Source organism: Ideonella sp. A 288, from assembly GCF_002198735.1.
Taxonomy (GTDB): Bacteria; Pseudomonadota; Gammaproteobacteria; order Burkholderiales; family Burkholderiaceae_C; genus Pseudaquabacterium.
In genome coordinates, this window is the sequence record NZ_MWLO01000125.1 from 65,015 (window position 1) to 81,034 (window position 16,020).

Below are 16,020 nucleotides of genomic sequence, written 5' to 3' on the forward strand. Positions count from 1 at the left end.
GCCGGTGCAACGGCGGGATGTGCGGCAGGCAGGTCATGATTTTCCGGCGTCGCCGGGCTCGGTCGCGGACACCCGCATCAGCAGGCGGCGGGCCGCTTCCTGCTCGGCGGCGCGGCGCGATCGGCCCTCGCCGAGCTCGGCCAGTCCCAGCGGCGGCGACGCGCATTCGACCTCGAAGGTCTGCGCATGCGCCTGGCCGCGCGTGGCGACGATGCGGTAGGCCGGCACCGGCAGGCGGCGTGCCTGCAGCCATTCCTGCAGTTCGGTCTTGGCGTCCTTGCGCCAGCTGTCGGCCTCGCTGCCGGAAATCAGTTCACCGAACAGTTGCCGCACCAGACGCACGGCAGGATCGAAGCCGCCGTCGAGGTAGGTGGCGCCGATGACGGCCTCCACCGCGTCGGCCAGGATCGACGGCCGCTGCGCACCGCCGCCACGGGCCTCTCCCTCGGACAGGCGCACCACCGCCGGCAGACCCAGCACGACCGCAGCCCGGTGCAGGCTGTCCTCGCGCACGAGGTGGGCCCGCACGCGGGTGAGATCGCCCTCGTCAGAGCCCGAGAAGCGTTCGAACAGCAGGCTCGACACGGCGAGGTTGAGCACCGCATCGCCCAGGAATTCGAGCCGTTCGTTGTGGTCGGCACCGAAGCTGCGGTGGGTGATCGCTCGTTCGAGCAGGCGCGTGTTGCCGAAGGTGTACCCCAGGCGTGCCTGCAAACCATCGAGTGCCGAGACCGACGATCCTGCCGCCGCGGTCGCACGGCCGCGCTCGGCCGCCGTGGTCACTTCGATCGGCCCTCGTACTTGATCAGGAGGAACACCGGTGCGATCAACTCGACCTCCTTGTGGTAGGCAAAGCTGATGACGACGCGGTCGTTTTCCTTGGTGATGTCGAGATCATTGCCGGTGATGGTCTCGATCGAGTACTCGATGTCCTTCTGTCGCTCGAAGGCCTGGCGGATGCCCGCCACCGTAGCCGGAGGCGCCGCGGCAATGCGGTCGATGGTGGCCTGAATGGCTCGGTACTCCAGCAGCGTGGGCACCGTTCGGATCACCACATACCCGGCAAAGCCGACCAGAACGGCCCAGAACAACAGGCCGATCAGAGTGACGCCCCGCTGGTGCCGTCGTGAGCCGAAGTGCTGATTCATGGTCGTGATCTTGCCACGCCGGGTCAGTCGAAGGAACCGATGCGCTTGAGGTTGCCGAAGTTCATCCAGACGAAGAACGCACGGCCGACGATGTTCTGGTCTGGCACGAAACCCCAGAAGCGCGAATCCTGCGAATTGTCGCGGTTGTCGCCCATCACGAAGTAATGGCCGGCCGGCACCTTGCAGACAACGCCCTCTGCGCTGTAGCGACAGGCTTCGCTCATCGGGAACGACTTCGGCTCAGGGCCGTAGTACGCCTGGGCCTTCGGGTTGACGAGGATGTGGTGATCGACCTGACCGAAGCGCTCGGCGAAATGCGGCGCATAGCGCATGCTGTCTTCGTCGTAGAACTCACCCAGTGACCGCGTTGGAACGGGTTTGCCGTTGATCGACAGTTGCTGGTTGAGGTACGCCACCTCGTCACCGGGCACGCCGACGACACGCTTGATGTAGTCGATGCGGGTGTCGACCGGGTAACGAAAGACGATGACGTCGCCCGGCTTGGGGTCGTTGTTGGGAACGACCTTGATGTTGAGCACCGGCAGGCGGATGCCGTAGTGGAACTTGCTTACCAGGATCAGGTCGCCCACCAGAAGCGTGGGCACCATCGAACCCGATGGGATCTTGAACGGCTCGAACAGGAACGAGCGCAACACGAACACCACCAGGATCACCGGGAACAGCCCGGCCGTCCAATCCAGCCACCAGGGCTGAGCCAGCAATTGCCGACGCGCAGCCTCGATGTCGCCATCGACCTTGTCGATGCCCAATCGGGAAAGTTCTGAGCGGCGTTGCGCATCCTGCGCTGCCAACGCATCGGCGGCGGCTTGGCGGGCCGGTGCAAAGCGAAACCGCTCCGCCAGCCAATACGCCATGGTGACGACCGTCAGCACGAAGAGCAGCAGCGAGAAGTTGCCGATCCAGTAGCCCAGGTACCAACCCGCGCCGTAGACGATCAAGACGCCGCCGAGCACGGCGGTCAGTGCGCTCATCATTGGGTCAGTCTTCCACTTGCAGGATGGCAAGGAAGGCCTCCTGCGGCACCTCCACCGTCCCGATCTGCTTCATGCGCTTCTTGCCGGCCTTCTGCTTCTCGAGCAGCTTCTTCTTGCGGGTGATGTCACCGCCGTAGCATTTTGCCAGCACGTTCTTGCGCAAAGCCTTGATGTTCTCGCGGGCGATGATGTTGGCGCCGATGGCCGCCTGGATCGCCACGTCGTACATCTGGCGCGGGATCTGTTCGCGCATCTTGGCGGCCACGGCGCGTCCGCGGTACTGGCTCTGCACACGGTGCACGATGATCGACAGCGCATCGATGCGGTCGCCGTTGATCAGCAGGTCGACCTTGACGACATCGGCCGCGCGATATTCCTTGAACTCGTAGTCCATCGAGGCGTAGCCCCGCGAGACGCTCTTCAGCTTGTCGAAGAAGTCGAGCACGATCTCGGCCAGCGGCAGCTCGTAGGTGAGCATCACCTGGCGGCCGTGGTAGGCCATGTTCAACTGCACGCCGCGCTTCTGGTTGGCCAGCGTCATAACCGGGCCGACATAGTCTTGCGGCATGTACAGGTGCACGGTGACGATGGGCTCGCGGATCTCGCGGATGCGGCCCAGGTCGGGCATCTTGGACGGGTTCTCGACCTCGATCACCTCGCCGTCGTTGAGCTCGACCTGGTAGACGACGCTGGGCGCCGTGGTGATCAGGTCCTGATCGAACTCGCGCTCGAGCCGCTCCTGCACGATCTCCATGTGCAGCAGGCCGAGGAAGCCACAACGGAAGCCAAAGCCCAGCGCCTGCGACACCTCGGGCTCGTATCGCAGCGAGCTGTCGTTGAGCTTGAGCTTCTCGAGCGCGTCGCGCAGTTGATCGTACTCACTGGCTTCGGTGGGATACAGGCCTGCGAACACCTGCGGCTGGATCTCCTTGAAGCCCGGCAGGGCCTCGGTGGCCGGGCCGGCGTTGTTGGGCAGCTTCTTCTCGAGCGTGATGGTGTCGCCCACCTTCGCCGCCTGCAGTTCCTTGATGCCCGCAATGAGGAAACCGACCTCGCCGGCCTTCAGTTCCTCGCGCGATTCCGACTTCGGCGTGAAGACACCGAGCTGCTCGATCGGGTAGACGGCGTTGGTGGCCATCATTCGGATGCGATCGCCCTTGCGCAGCACGCCGTCGACGACTCGGGCCAGCATCACCACGCCGACGTAGTTGTCGAACCAGCTGTCGATGATCATCGCCCGCGGCGGGCCATCGGGGTTGCCGCGGGGCGCCGGCATGCGCGTGATGACGGCTTCGAGGATCTCGTCGATGCCCTCGCCGGTCTTGGCCGAGCACGGGATTGCGTCGGTGGCGTCGATGCCGATCACGTCCTCGATCTCTGCCTTGGCGTTCTCAGGATCGGCCTGCGGCAGGTCCATCTTGTTGAGCACCGGCACGACCTCGACATGCAGTTCGAGTGCCGTGTAGCAGTTGGCCACCGTCTGGGCCTCGACACCCTGGCTCGCATCGACGACGAGCAGTGCGCCCTCGCAGGCCGAGAGGGATCGACTCACCTCGTAGCTGAAGTCGACGTGGCCCGGCGTGTCGATCAGGTTGAGGTTGTAGACCTGGCCATTGCGCGCCGTGTACTGCAGCGAGGCCGTCTGAGCCTTGATGGTGATGCCCCGCTCACGCTCGATGTCCATCGAGTCGAGCACCTGCGCCTCCATCTCGCGGTCGGAGAGACCGCCGCAACGCTGGATCAGGCGATCGGCAAGCGTCGACTTGCCGTGGTCGATGTGCGCAATGATCGAAAAGTTTCGGATGTGGTCCATAGGTACGGTGGCGGTCGGATGCGCATGCACGGGCCGCGCTGCGACTGCGGCATCGCGAGCCGTGAAGGCCCTGCGATGCGTGGGCGCTCAGGCGCCTGGTCGGGAACAAAAAAAAGGCACGTCCAAGAGAAGACGCGCCTTCCAACAAAAACGTATGGCAACTGCTTGTTGGGCTTTCATTGTAGCCAAAAGCACCGGGCTGGAACCCGCGCCGTTGCTTGTTTTCCGGTCGTTGCAGGTCACCAACAGCATGTACTTATCAACAGCTTCTCAACAGGTCGGATCGCTCTGTTGCCAGAGCCCCACACCCGACCAGTTGATCCAAATGTTCAGCGGAAAAGATCCGTCAATCCCCTGATTCTAACCTTTGAGATCCGGAATCTTGAGCCACCAACACCGAAGCGAACGACCACCAACCGGTGGGGCGTCCGGAGCCCACTCGACGCCGGACAGCAGCCACAGATGTTTGCGCCCACTACCATCGACGCCTATGCCGCATTATGAAAAGACCTGGCATCCCACTGGGATGCCAGGTCCACGCGGCAGCGGCCCGACCGTCAACGACCAGCCGGGATCACCACATAGTTGACCCACTCGCCACGCCGAACCATCAGGTTCACCGACTTCGACTTCTCGACCTTGGCTGCCAAGCCCATGAACTGGCGAACATCGGTGATCTCGGTGTTGTTCATCGCAAGCACGACATCGCCACTTCGCATGCCCGCCCGCGCCGCAGCGCCTTCGGCCGATTCAACCCGAACGCCGCCTCGGACCTTCATTTCCTTGCGTTGCCCGTCAGTGAGTTCGACCACCGTGAGGCCCAACGCCGACTTTGCAGCCGCCGACGCCGCGGGCTCGGGCGTCGGCGCCTTGGCCTGCTGTTCGGCCTCGAACTCGACCACGGTGACGCTCATGTCACGATACGCACCCCGTCGATACACCTGGAGCGCCGCGCGCGCACCGGGCTTGATGCTGCCAATGATGCGAGGCAGATCGACCGAACTCTCGATGACCTTGCCATCGACGCGCGTGATGATGTCGCCGGCCTCGATGCCCGCCTTGTCCGCTGGCCCGCCCGCCTCGACACCGCGCACCATCGCCCCTGCCGCCTTGCCCAGACCGATCGACTCGGCGACCTCCTTGGTGACCGCCGCGATCGTGACACCGATGCGCCCCCGGATGACGCGGCCGCTGGACCGCAACTGGTCGGACACACGGGTGGCCTCGTCGATCGGGATCGCGAAGGCGATGCCCATGTAGCCACCGGAGCGGCTGTAGATCTGCGAGTTGATGCCCACCACCTCGCCGCGCATGTTGATCAGCGGGCCGCCCGAATTGCCAGGGTTGATGGCCACGTCGGTCTGGATGAAGGGAAGGTAATCACCGGTCTCGCGGGCCTTGGCACTGACGATGCCAGCCGTCACGCTGTTGGCCAGGCCAAAGGGCGACCCGATCGCCATGACCCACTCGCCGACCCGCAAGCGATTGACATCGCCGATGCGCACCGCCGGCAGGCCGGTCGCATCGATCTTCACGACCGCGACATCGGTGCGCTTGTCGGCACCGATCAACTTGGCCTTGTACTCTCGCTTGTCCGTCAGCGTGACGATCACTTCGTCGGCACCCTCGACGACGTGGGCGTTGGTCATCACGAAACCGTCGGCCGTGAGGATGAAGCCCGAGCCGACACCGCGAGGCTGCGCCTGCTGCGGTTCGTCGTCGTTCCTGGGGCCGCCGCGGCCGCCCGGCATGGGGATGCCGAAGCGGCGCAGGAATTCCTCGATGTTCGGATCCCGTTCAGCACCGCCAGGCCCCGCGCCGGCCAGGCGGCCGCGCTCGGTCGTGCGGATGTTCACCACCGAGGGACCCACCTTCTCGACCAGGTCGGGAAAATCGGGCAGTTCGCGGGCCTGGGCGGGCGCCTGGCTGGCGAGCGCAGACATGATCGCGAAGGCTGCAGCACCAATCCAGCGACGGCGTGCAGTGGACGAAACAAGCAAATCGGCAACGTTCAACATCGTGCTCCCTCTCTCGATGGGTCGGTCGGCATCGGGCAGGCCGCAGGCCAGATGCCGAAACTGTGTGCGGCCTCAACGCCGCTGCAATCCTGCCTCGAATTGCTGGATGGTGGGCATCGGTACATCGCCGACGACCGTGATCCACCATTCGCCCTGGCGATTCATCAGGGTGCTCGTGGCGCCGAGGCTGGTGCGCATCGGGCGATGCTGTTGGGCATCGAAGGGCTCGACGAACACGGACACGTGGGTCAAGCCGTCCGAGTACACCGCCTGCAGCACCTGACGGGCGTCGCCAACCCCCATCGAGGCTTCGAGCGCGCGTCGCGCGCAGCCAACCAGATGAAAGCCAGCGACGGCACGCTGCATGGTCCAGCCCTCGGACTCGAAGTTCACCCTTTGAGACGGCAGCCTCAGCACCCGATAACCATCCAGGCGCTTCATCGGACCGAGCACGCTGTCCGGCTGCAGCTTGCCGCCGAAACTCAGTTCTGTGAAGGCCGATGACTCCAACACCTCGCCGCGCGGTCCCAACACATCGGCCCGCAGCAGCAGTCCGCTGCCCCGCTCGGCCCACAGCCGCTGGGCGTAGCGCATCCCATCCTTGGGCTTGAAGACCACGACGTCCACGTCCATGCCGGCCACGCGGTCTTGCCCCAAAGGGCGGGCCTCGTAGCTCTCGAGCAGACGTTGACCGAGGCTGGGCAGCGCCGGGAACTCCGCCACCGCATCCTCGGTCTCGAAAACGGCCACCCGGGTCTGAGGCCACAAAGTGAGCACGGTCTCGTTGTGCCGAAGTTGCTGTCGCGCCTGACCGTTGAGCAGTTCGATGCGCTCGAGTCGCTGCCGTCCATCGCTCACGCGACTGATCCGCGAGCTCGACAGGTGCCCTCCACCCGACGAGGTCATCGTGCCCTGGTAGCTGCGCTGGGTTGCAGCCGCTTGCGCTCGCGCGAGCCACTGCTGGGCATCGAAGCCCACAGGCTGCGCCTGCGCCAGCACCGCGGCGCAGCCTAGCAAGTGGCCGGCGCAGTAGCGCTTCCAGCGCCAGCGCTGATCGACAGGGGCCGCACTCACTTGTCGTCGACGGTCAGGCTGTCGACACTCCGCACCACGGCACCGGGCATCGCCAGTGACGCGCCGTTCGAGACGCGACGATGGGCCGACAGATAGCGGTCCAATTGGGCATCGCGGATCATGCGGCCGTTGGCGACCACCTGCTCGGGAGGGGCCGTGCTCGCCAGCGTGGCGGCGCTCGGCTGAACGGGTGCCTGCGAGGTGGGGCGCAGCACCACCAGCACGCCCGCCACGGCAACAAAACCGGCGGCAGCGGCGGCCGAGGCAAGTTGCCAGTTCGTCCGGTGGCGAGCGGGCGCCCGCGCTGGTTCGGCCGCCACTTCAGGGGCCCAAGGGGCCAGGGGCACCGGCTCCACAGCCAGCCTGCCGCGCAGCGAGTCGAGGAACGCGGCGTCGCGGGCCGGCAGTGACGACAATTCGTCCGAACGCAGCACATCGCCGATCAGTTGATAGGTGTGCCAGCACTCGCGGGCACGCGGGTCGGCCTTCCAGGCTGCCATGGCGCCTTCGACTTCGGCTGGTCCGAGGCGCCCATCCGCCAGGTCCGACATCAGTTGCCGCGACGGGGTGCCCATTTCATCCGATCTGTTCGACATGATCCTGCCTTGTTGAAGCCACGCGCACCCGAGTGCCCAATCCACCGATCACCATCGCTCGCCCTCTCGGGTATCCAGCAAGGGCCGAAGCCGCTGCGCGATGGCTTCTCTTGCCCGAAAGATACGGGACCGCACCGTGCCGATCGGGCAGTTCATCAGCTCTGCAATTTCCTCGTAGCTCAGCCCTTCGATCTCGCGCAGGGTGATCGCCTGCCGAAGATCTTCTGACAGCGCTTCGATCGCAAGGTTCACGGTTTCGGCGATTTCCTTGCTGGCCAGCAAGGACTCGGGGGTCGCGCCATCGCTTAGTTCGCGATCATGACGGTAAGTTTCATCGTCATCGTCGCTGGCCGAGAGCAGTGACGACTCGTTCACGACCGGATCGCGCTTGAGATCAACAAGTGCCTTCTTGGCCGTGTTCACCGCAATGCGGTACAGCCAAGTGTAGAAGGCGCTGTCGCCGCGAAACTGCGGCAAAGCCCGGTACGCCCTGATGAACGACTCCTGGGCGATGTCGTTCACGAGATCGGTGTCCCGCACCATGCGACCGATCAGGCGCTCGATCCGGCGCTGGTACTTGACCACCAGCATCTCGAAAGCCTTCGGGTCGCCAGCCACGGCACGCTGCACCAACAGGGTGTCCGACGCATCGTCCGTCATGGCGGCGGGCTCGCGGTCACTGCGCTCGATCGGTTGCGCAAGGCCAGTTGAAGACCGTGCCAGGAGGTCGCGGACCGGCTGCACGACACCCCACACCAATGACGACCATGCTCGCCAGCGTCGCACCGCAGCAGTACCCAGCGACCCAGATCGAGTGCCCGCTCGACACGGGAAAGCTGGCACGGTGATCGACCGGGGGCCTGCCATCGCCAGCGCTGCCCGTCCCAAACCAACACACCCGCCATGGGTTTCGTGGAGAGCCATCCCGCCCACATGGCAACGATGACAGACAGCGCAAGAATCCAACCCGGCAGAATCAGTTGGAAAGATCGGTCGATCCAGGCCCCGAGGACGCCCGCCGACAGGCCCCACAGGACGAGCCCCAGGACGCGCTCTCGCCGTCCAGGGCCGAGGTCCAGCTCGACGGGCGGTGCCGCTCGCATGCCGCGATGGCGCCCGAGCGCCCTAGACCCGCCGGAAGACCAGCGTGCCGTTGGTGCCGCCGAAACCGAAGTTGTTCTTCACGGCCACGTCGATCGTCATCTCCCGCGCGGTGTTGGCGCAATAGTCCAGGTCGCATTCGGGATCCTGGTTGAAGATGTTGATCGTGGGAGGCGACACCTGATGGTGCACCGCCAAGGCCGTGAACACCGACTCGATGCCACCAGCACCGCCCAGCAAGTGCCCGGTCATCGATTTGGTGGAATTGACGACCAGCCGCTTTGCGTGGTCGCCGAATGCCAGCTTGATGGCATTGGTTTCGTTGAGGTCACCCAGCGGCGTCGATGTGCCGTGCGCGTTCAAGTAGTGAACGTCCGACGCATTGACCTTGGCGTTGCGCAGCGCAGCCGTCATCGACCGCTTGGGACCGTCCACGTTGGGTGCCGTCATGTGATGCGCATCGGCACCCATGCCGAAGCCGGCGAGTTCGGCATAGATCTTGGCCCCACGCGCGACGGCATGCTCGTACGACTCGAGCACCATCACACCTGCCCCCTCGCCCAGCACGAAGCCGTCGCGGTCACGGTCCCATGGACGGGAAGCCGTCTGGGGATCGTCGTTGCGCGTGGACAGAGCCCGGGCGGCCGCAAAGCCACCCATGCCCAGCGGAGACACCGTGGACTCGGATCCTCCGGCGATCATCACGTCGGCGTCACCGTACTCGATCATCCGGCCCGCCTCGCCGATGCAGTGCAGGCCGGTGGTGCAGGCCGTCACGATGGCCATGTTCGGACCGGTGTAGCCGTACCTGATCGAGATGTGCCCCGAGATCATGTTGATGATCGAGGCGGGCACGAAGAACGGCGAAATGCGGCGGGCGCCACGCTCGATGTAATCCTGGTGCGTCTGCTCGATCAGCGGCAAGCCGCCAATGCCGGAGCCCACCATGCACCCGTAGCGTTCAGCCTGGGCTTCGGTGAGTGTGTCGCCATGGGGCAGCCCGGCATCGGCCACTGCCTGGATGGCAGCGGCCATGCCGAAATGGATGAAGGCATCCATGTGGCGGGCTTCCTTGGCGGGGATGTACTCCTCGACATTGAAGCCCTTGACCTCACCGGCGAAATGGCAAGACAGCACCGTCGCATCGAAGCGTTTGACGGTGTCGATGCCTGAACGGCCGGCCAGGATATTGCTCCAGCCTTCGGCCACGGTGTTACCGACCGGGCTGATCAGGCCCAGGCCGGTGATGACGACACGACGACGGGTCATGCGATGCCGTGTGTTGACTCAGGCCTTCTGGTGATTGACGGCGTAGTCGATCGCCAACTGCACCGTGGTGATCTTCTCCGCCTCTTCGTCCGGGATCTCGATGCTGAACTCGTCCTCGAGTGCCATCACCAGTTCGACCGTGTCGAGGGAATCCGCGCCCAGATCAGCCACGAAGGCCTTCTCGTTGGTGACGTCGGATTCGGGAACGCCGAGTTGCTCGGCGATGATTTTCTTGACACGTGCTTCGATATCGCTCATGACTCCTCCGGGAGTGAAATGCAGAAAGCCAGCCCAGGATTCTACCGGCGCTGGAGTCGCCTATCCGAGGCACTCCGGCCACCATCGCGCCGAGCGGGCAGGGCCCGGCGGACGGGCAATGCTCAGACCATGTACATGCCGCCGTTGACGTGCAGCTCGGCACCGGTGATGTATCCCGCCAGGGGCGAGGCCAGGAACGCCACGGCATGCGCGATTTCCTCCGGCGTACCGAGTCGACCGAGCGGGATCTGCTGCAGCAACGCCGCCTTCTGCGCCGGCGGCAGGTCAGCCGTCATGTCGGTTGCGATGAACCCTGGCGCGATGCAGTTGACGGTGATGTTCCGGCTGCCGAGTTCTCGGGCCAGCGCCCGCGTCAACCCTGCGGTGCCGGCCTTGGCCGCCGCGTAGTTGGCCTGCCCGGCGTTGCCGCTGGCCCCCACCACCGAGGTGATGTTGATGATGCGGCCGTGGCGCTGCTTCATCATCGGCCGCATCGCCGTTCGGCAGGCGCGGAACACGGCCTTCAGGTTGGTGTCCAGCACCGCGTCCCAGTCCTCGTCCTTCATGCGCATGGCCAGCGTGTCGCGCGTGATGCCGGCGTTGTTGACCAGCACGTGCAGGCCACCTTCGGACTTGACGAGGCCTTCGATGGCGGATTCGACCGCGGCCGCATCGTTGACGTTGAGGCACAGGCCGCGGCCGCCATGGGGCGCCAGCGCTTCGCCGATGGCGGCGGCTCCGGCCTCGGTGGTGGCCGTGCCGACGACCATGAAGCCCTGGGCGGCCAGCGCGGCGGCGATGGCGCGACCGATGCCACGCGACGCGCCAGTGACCAGCGCCACCTGCTTGACGGTGCTCATGCCAGTTGTCCCTTCATCTCGCCCAGCGTGGCCGGGTCGAAGATCATGCCGCTCTCGAGGCCTGGGTCGATGCGCTTGACCAGGCCTGCAAGCACCTTGCCCGGGCCACACTCGACGACGCGCGTCATGCCCCGGGCCTGCAAGGCCTGGATCACCTCGACCCAGCGCACGGGCCCGAACGCCTGGCGGTACAGCGCGTCGCGGATCGCCACGGGATCGACCGGCGCGGCCACGTCGATGTTGTTGACGACCGGGATGACCGGCGCCGCGATGGCTTGTACGGCCAGGCGTTCGCGCAGGCGCTCGGCGGCCGGCCGCATCAGCGTGGAATGGAACGGCGCCGACACCGCCAGCGGCAAGGCGCGCTTGGCGCCCATGGCCTTGAGCACCTCGCAGGCGCGGTCGACGCCAGCCTTGCTTCCGGCGATCACGGTCTGCTTCGGATCGTTGAAGTTGGCCGCCTCGACCACTTCGCCGCTCTCCGACGCGGCCTTGGCGCAGCCCTCGCGCACGGCGGCCGCGTCGAGTCCGAGGATGGCGGCCATCGCCCCGACGCCGACCGGCACCGCCTCCTGCATGGCCTGGGCACGAAAGCGCACCAACGGCAAGGCATCGGACAGCGAGAGGGCACCTGCCGCGACCAGTGCGCTGTACTCCCCAAGCGAGTGACCGGCAACTGCCGCAGGCGGATCGCCGCCTTCGGCGAGCCAGGCGCGATAGCAGGCCACCGCCGCGGTGAGCATCACCGGCTGGGTGTTGGTGGTGAGATCCAGCTGGGCCTTCGGGCCCTCCGAGATCAGCTTGGCGACGTCCTCGCCCAAGGCCTGCGAGGCCTCGTCGAGGGTGGTGCGAACGGCAGGATGGCCGCCCCAGGCGTCGAGCATGCCGACGGCCTGCGAACCCTGACCGGGAAAGACAAAGGCGAACGTTGTCATCGTGCGAATCGTGGCGAGCAGGAAGTGGATCAGAAGTCGAGCAGCACCGCGCCCCAGGTGAAGCCACCGCCGACCCCTTCGAGCATCACGGTGTCGCCTGGCCGCACCCGGCCGGAGCGAACCGCCACGTCCAGGGCCAGCGGTATGGACGCCGCCGACGTGTTGCCGTGCTCGTCGACGGTGACGATGACCTTCTCCAGCGGCAGCCGTAGCTTGCGGGCGGTGCCCTGCATGATGCGGATGTTCGCCTGATGGGGAATCAGCCAGTCGATGTCGTCGGTGGTCAGGCCCGCCTTGGCGAGCGTGGCCCGCGCGGCCGACTCGAGCACGCCGACCGCGAGCTTGAAGACGGCCTGCCCGTCCATCTTGAGCAGGGGATCGCCCAGCACCTTGCCACCGGACACGGTGCCCGGCACGCAGAGGATCTCGACATGCCGGCCGTCGGCATGCAGGTCGGTGGACAGGATGCCCGGCACCTCGCTGGCCTGCAGCACCACGGCGCCCGCACCGTCGCCGAACAGCACGCAGGTGCCGCGATCGTTGAAGTCGAGGATGCGCGAGAAGACCTCGGCACCGATGACCAGCGCTTTCGAGGCCGTGCCGGTGCGGATCATCGCGTCAGCGACCGTGAGTGCGTAGACGAAGCCCGAGCACACCGCCTGCACGTCGAATGCTGGGCAGCCGACAATGCCCAGCTTGCGCTGCACGATGCACGCCGTGGACGGGAACACCATGTCCGGCGTGGAGGTGGCCACGATGATCAGATCGATCTCGTCGGCCTGCAGGCCGGCCGACTCAAGCGCCGCCCTGGCCGCGTCGACAGCCAGGTCGCTGGACGACTGCGACGGATCGGCAAAGTGGCGTGCGCGGATGCCGGTGCGCTCCACGATCCAGCCGTCGGAGGTTTCGACGCCGCGCGTCGCCAGGTCGGCGGCCAGGTCGGCGTTGGTGAGTCGGCGTGCAGGCAGCATGCTGCCGGTGCCAGTGATGCGCGAAAAGCGCGGGGGTGTGCTGTGGGTCGAGGTCATGCAGCTTGGGCGGACACCGCATCGTCCGGTGCCGTCGGCTGGTCCGACAGCGCATCACGAACGCTGTCGTGGACACGGTCCAGGAGCCGGTTGCGGGCGGCATCATACGCCCGCTCGAGGGCCCGGCCGAAGGCGTAGGCGTCTGATGCCCCGTGGGCCTTGAAGACCAAGCCGCGCAAGCCGAGCAGCGCGCCGCCGCTGTAGCGGCGGTGATCCATTCGCGAGCGGAAGCGCTTGAGCACCGGCATCGCCACCATTGCGGCCAGCCGGCTCAGGGGCGTGCGCGTGAACTCGTCCTTGAGCACCTGCGTCAGCATGCCGGCCACGCCTTCGGCGGACTTGAGCGCCACATTGCCGACGAAGCCATCGCAGACGACCAGATCGGTTGTGCCCTTGAAGATGTCGTTGCCTTCGACGTTGCCATAGAAGTTGAGGCGGCCTGCGGCACCGGCCTCGCGCAGCAGTTCGCCCGCCCGCTTGATGGTCTCGCTGCCCTTGATGGTTTCCTCGCCGATGTTGAGCAGGCCGACACTGGGGTTGTCGTTCCCATCGAGCGCGCTGACCAGTGCGCTGCCCATCACCGCGAACTGCAGCAGGTGTTCGGCGGTGCAGTCGACATTGGCCCCGAGGTCGAGCACCTTGGTGAAGCCGCCGCGCGCGTTGGGCAGCAAGGCTGCAATCGCAGGCCGGTCAATGCCCTCGAAGGTCTTCAGCACATAGCGGGCCACGGCCATCAGGGCGCCAGTGTTGCCTGCCGACACACACACGTCGGCGGCGGCCACACCCGAATCGTCCGCCTTGAGCTGGCTGATCGCGACGCGCATCGACGACTGGCGCTTGCGCCGCAATGCCACCTCCACCGGGTCGTCCATCGCCACGACTTCTGCGGCCGGCACCAGCGTGCAGCGCGGCCAACCCGCAGCCACCGCGAGCGCCGATTCCGTGCCGACCAGCAGCAGGTCGGCCTGTGGATGCGCATCGAGGAATGCCCGGCAGGCAGGGAAGGTGACCGACGGACCCAGGTCACCACCCATGCAGTCGACGGCCACGCGAACACGCGACAGGGGCTTCAATGACGACGAGGACACTTGGATGGTTGGGCGTGGCACCTGCCGGCGAATCCGGCCGGCAAACGGGCAACTGCAGTGTCGGCCGGCTCAGCAACGAGCGGTGCCGGGCACGACCTTAGGCGATCGGTCGGGACTGCACAAGCGGACCCACCCTGCCTGCCGGAAACGTTCGGGCAGCGGCCACATCGCGGCCAGGATGGGAACTCGGGGGGTGCCGGATAAGCACGAAACCCGGCTCCACCGTGGGTGGGGCCGGGCATCGGGGAGCGGCGACTCGCTGGACGTGCGGCACCAACGGTGGACGCCGCGGCGCAATCGATCGTCAGGCGTCCTGCTTGGTCTTCAGCACCTTGCGGCCACGGTAGAAACCGGTCGGGCTGATGTGGTGACGCATGTGCACTTCGCCGGTGGTCGGCTCGATGCCGGTGCCCGGGGTGACGAGGGCGTTGTGCGAACGGTGCATGCCGCGCTTGGACGGCGACTTCTTGTTCTGCTGGACGGCCATGAAAGACTCCTGATCGGAACCGGCGCCGCGGGAGCGGTGAGGCCGGAGCGGGCTCGACGAGCCCGTCTGTGGATGCCTGAATCGGGCAAGCGGCGGGGCATGACAAGCAAAGGCCCCGCAACGGAAAGCCCGCGAGTATAGCAGCCCGCTCAACGCGAGGTCACCTATCTGCGGGTCTTGATGCCTTGCAGCACGGCGAAGGGGTGGGGCCGCTCATCCTCGTCCTGCGGGACGGGGTCAGTCCCTGGCAGCGGCAGCGGCATCGGGCATTGCTCGTGCCGAGGGATCAAGGGCAAGGACAGGAGCAACTCGTCCTCGATCAATTCGCGCAGGTCGAGCCAGCGCGGCAGTGACAGCACGTCATCCTCCGACTCTGCGTCGAGCACCTCGGCCTGCGCCTCGTCGCGCACGAAACGCACCCGACGTTGCACCGCCAGCAGCTGCTGAAACGGCTGCAGACAACGCTGGCACTCGAGCCACACCGAGGTGCTGGCCTCGAGGTGCAGCCACAGTTCGGGATCGCCGCCAGTGACGGCCCGGCGCTCGCCGCGCACCTGCCAATCGACCGCCAGCGGCGGGGAATCCTGCGGCAGGGCCTGGCTGTCGGCCAGCCGGGAAAGCGTCTGGCCGGGCCAAGCGCCGGACAATTCGCCCCCTTCGGCGCAAAGCGCCGCCACATCGAGCCGGCAGGGGTCGTGTCCTCTGGGTTTCATGGCGTCAGTGTACGCACGCGATGGGACAATCGTTTGCATGTCCATGCCGCCCGCCCTCGTCCTGGGTTCCACCTCGCGCTACCGGCGCGAACTGCTGGAGCGTCTGCGTCTGCCCTTCGAGTCGGTGGCCCCCGCGGTCGACGAGTCGCCCCTGCCCGGCGAAACCCCTGCGGCGCTGGCGCTGCGGCTGGCGGTGGCCAAGGCGCGGGAGGTGGCGTCCCGGCAAGGCGATGCGGTGGTGATCGGATCGGACCAGGTGGCCGACCTCGACGGCATGTCGATCGGGAAACCCGGCACGCACGAACGCGCGGTGGCCCAACTGCAGGCCATGCGCGGTCGGACGATCGTGTTCCAGACCGCGGTGGCGGTGGTCCGGCGCGCCACCGCCTATGAGCAAGTGCGGCTGGCGGCGGTGACGGTGCGGTTCCGGTCGTTGACGGACGCCGAGATCGAGCACTACCTGCGCGCCGAACAGCCCTACGACTGTGCCGGCAGCGCCAAGTGCGAAACCCTCGGCATCGCCTTGCTGGCCTCCATCGAGTCGGACGACCCGACGGCGCTGGTCGGCTTGCCTCTGATCCGCACCTGCGCGATGCTGCGCGAGGCCGGGATCGACCCACTGGCGGCCCCGCGGTGA

The 16,020-nt window shown here is 66.3% G+C and carries 17 protein-coding genes; 1 reads left to right on the plus strand and 16 read right to left on the minus strand.

From position 1 onward, the window contains the following. Positions 1 to 33: 33 nt before the first annotated feature. From rnc to EOINJALH_RS15745, 16 genes are all read right to left on the minus strand, one after another. Positions 34 to 783 (minus strand): ribonuclease III, encoded by a 750-nt coding sequence (gene rnc, locus EOINJALH_RS15670; RefSeq protein ID WP_088281662.1) that lies wholly within the window; start codon positions 781 to 783, stop codon positions 34 to 36. Beyond that, complete coding sequence (locus EOINJALH_RS15675; protein WP_088281664.1) at positions 780 to 1,148, minus strand: DUF4845 domain-containing protein; 369 nt, start codon at positions 1,146 to 1,148, stop codon at positions 780 to 782. Before EOINJALH_RS15675 ends, rnc begins: the two co-directional genes overlap by 4 nt. 23 nt (positions 1,149 to 1,171) lie before the next feature. After that, positions 1,172 to 2,140, minus strand: a complete 969-nt coding sequence (lepB, locus tag EOINJALH_RS15680; protein WP_088281724.1) for a signal peptidase I — start codon at positions 2,138 to 2,140, stop codon at positions 1,172 to 1,174. Between the two features lie 7 nt (positions 2,141 to 2,147). Then, positions 2,148 to 3,956, minus strand: a complete 1,809-nt coding sequence (lepA, locus tag EOINJALH_RS15685) for a translation elongation factor 4 (RefSeq protein ID WP_088281666.1) — start codon at positions 3,954 to 3,956, stop codon at positions 2,148 to 2,150. A 557-nt stretch (positions 3,957 to 4,513) separates the two neighbouring features. Then, positions 4,514 to 5,974 (minus strand): Do family serine endopeptidase, encoded by a 1,461-nt coding sequence (locus tag EOINJALH_RS15690; protein ID WP_088281668.1) that lies wholly within the window; start codon positions 5,972 to 5,974, stop codon positions 4,514 to 4,516. Positions 5,975 to 6,046: 72 nt separating this feature from the next. Then, positions 6,047 to 7,048, minus strand: coding sequence for a MucB/RseB C-terminal domain-containing protein (locus EOINJALH_RS15695; RefSeq protein ID WP_088281670.1), 1,002 nt, complete (start codon positions 7,046 to 7,048; stop codon positions 6,047 to 6,049). Then, positions 7,045 to 7,644, minus strand: coding sequence for a sigma-E factor negative regulatory protein (locus EOINJALH_RS15700; protein WP_234413866.1), 600 nt, complete (start codon positions 7,642 to 7,644; stop codon positions 7,045 to 7,047). Before EOINJALH_RS15700 ends, EOINJALH_RS15695 begins: the two co-directional genes overlap by 4 nt. Before the next feature lie 48 nt (positions 7,645 to 7,692). Further along, positions 7,693 to 8,304 carry an RNA polymerase sigma factor RpoE gene (gene rpoE, locus EOINJALH_RS15705; RefSeq protein WP_088281672.1) on the minus strand — a complete coding sequence of 204 codons (612 nt, stop codon included), beginning with the start codon at positions 8,302 to 8,304 and terminating at the stop codon, positions 7,693 to 7,695. 465 nt (positions 8,305 to 8,769) lie between these two features. Continuing rightward, complete coding sequence (gene fabF, locus EOINJALH_RS15710; protein WP_088281674.1) at positions 8,770 to 10,014, minus strand: beta-ketoacyl-ACP synthase II; 1,245 nt, start codon at positions 10,012 to 10,014, stop codon at positions 8,770 to 8,772. A gap of 18 nt (positions 10,015 to 10,032) precedes the next feature. Beyond that, complete coding sequence (gene acpP / locus EOINJALH_RS15715; protein ID WP_088281676.1) at positions 10,033 to 10,272, minus strand: acyl carrier protein; 240 nt, start codon at positions 10,270 to 10,272, stop codon at positions 10,033 to 10,035. Between the two features lie 122 nt (positions 10,273 to 10,394). Then, positions 10,395 to 11,132, minus strand: a complete 738-nt coding sequence (gene fabG / locus EOINJALH_RS15720) for a 3-oxoacyl-ACP reductase FabG (RefSeq protein ID WP_088281678.1) — start codon at positions 11,130 to 11,132, stop codon at positions 10,395 to 10,397. After that, positions 11,129 to 12,067 carry an ACP S-malonyltransferase gene (gene fabD / locus EOINJALH_RS15725; RefSeq protein ID WP_088281680.1) on the minus strand — a complete coding sequence of 313 codons (939 nt, stop codon included), beginning with the start codon at positions 12,065 to 12,067 and terminating at the stop codon, positions 11,129 to 11,131. Before fabD ends, fabG begins: the two co-directional genes overlap by 4 nt. 29 nt (positions 12,068 to 12,096) lie before the next feature. Then, positions 12,097 to 13,095: a beta-ketoacyl-ACP synthase III gene (locus tag EOINJALH_RS15730; RefSeq protein ID WP_088281682.1), complete on the minus strand. Its 999-nt coding sequence runs from the start codon at positions 13,093 to 13,095 to the stop codon at positions 12,097 to 12,099. Further along, complete coding sequence (gene plsX / locus EOINJALH_RS15735; protein ID WP_404872765.1) at positions 13,092 to 14,168, minus strand: phosphate acyltransferase PlsX; 1,077 nt, start codon at positions 14,166 to 14,168, stop codon at positions 13,092 to 13,094. Before plsX ends, EOINJALH_RS15730 begins: the two co-directional genes overlap by 4 nt. 319 nt (positions 14,169 to 14,487) lie before the next feature. Next, the gene (gene rpmF, locus EOINJALH_RS15740; RefSeq protein ID WP_088281684.1) at positions 14,488 to 14,670 is read right to left on the minus strand and encodes a 50S ribosomal protein L32; all 183 of its coding nucleotides are present in this window, start codon (positions 14,668 to 14,670) and stop codon (positions 14,488 to 14,490) included. A gap of 164 nt (positions 14,671 to 14,834) precedes the next feature. Next, positions 14,835 to 15,428, minus strand: a complete 594-nt coding sequence (locus EOINJALH_RS15745; protein WP_234413867.1) for a DUF177 domain-containing protein — start codon at positions 15,426 to 15,428, stop codon at positions 14,835 to 14,837. On the opposite strand from EOINJALH_RS15745, the gene EOINJALH_RS15750 reads away from it, so the two are divergent. After that, positions 15,421 to 16,020 carry a Maf family nucleotide pyrophosphatase gene (locus EOINJALH_RS15750; protein ID WP_088281688.1) on the plus strand — a complete coding sequence of 200 codons (600 nt, stop codon included), beginning with the start codon at positions 15,421 to 15,423 and terminating at the stop codon, positions 16,018 to 16,020. The two genes, EOINJALH_RS15745 and EOINJALH_RS15750, sit on opposite strands and share 8 nt — an antisense overlap.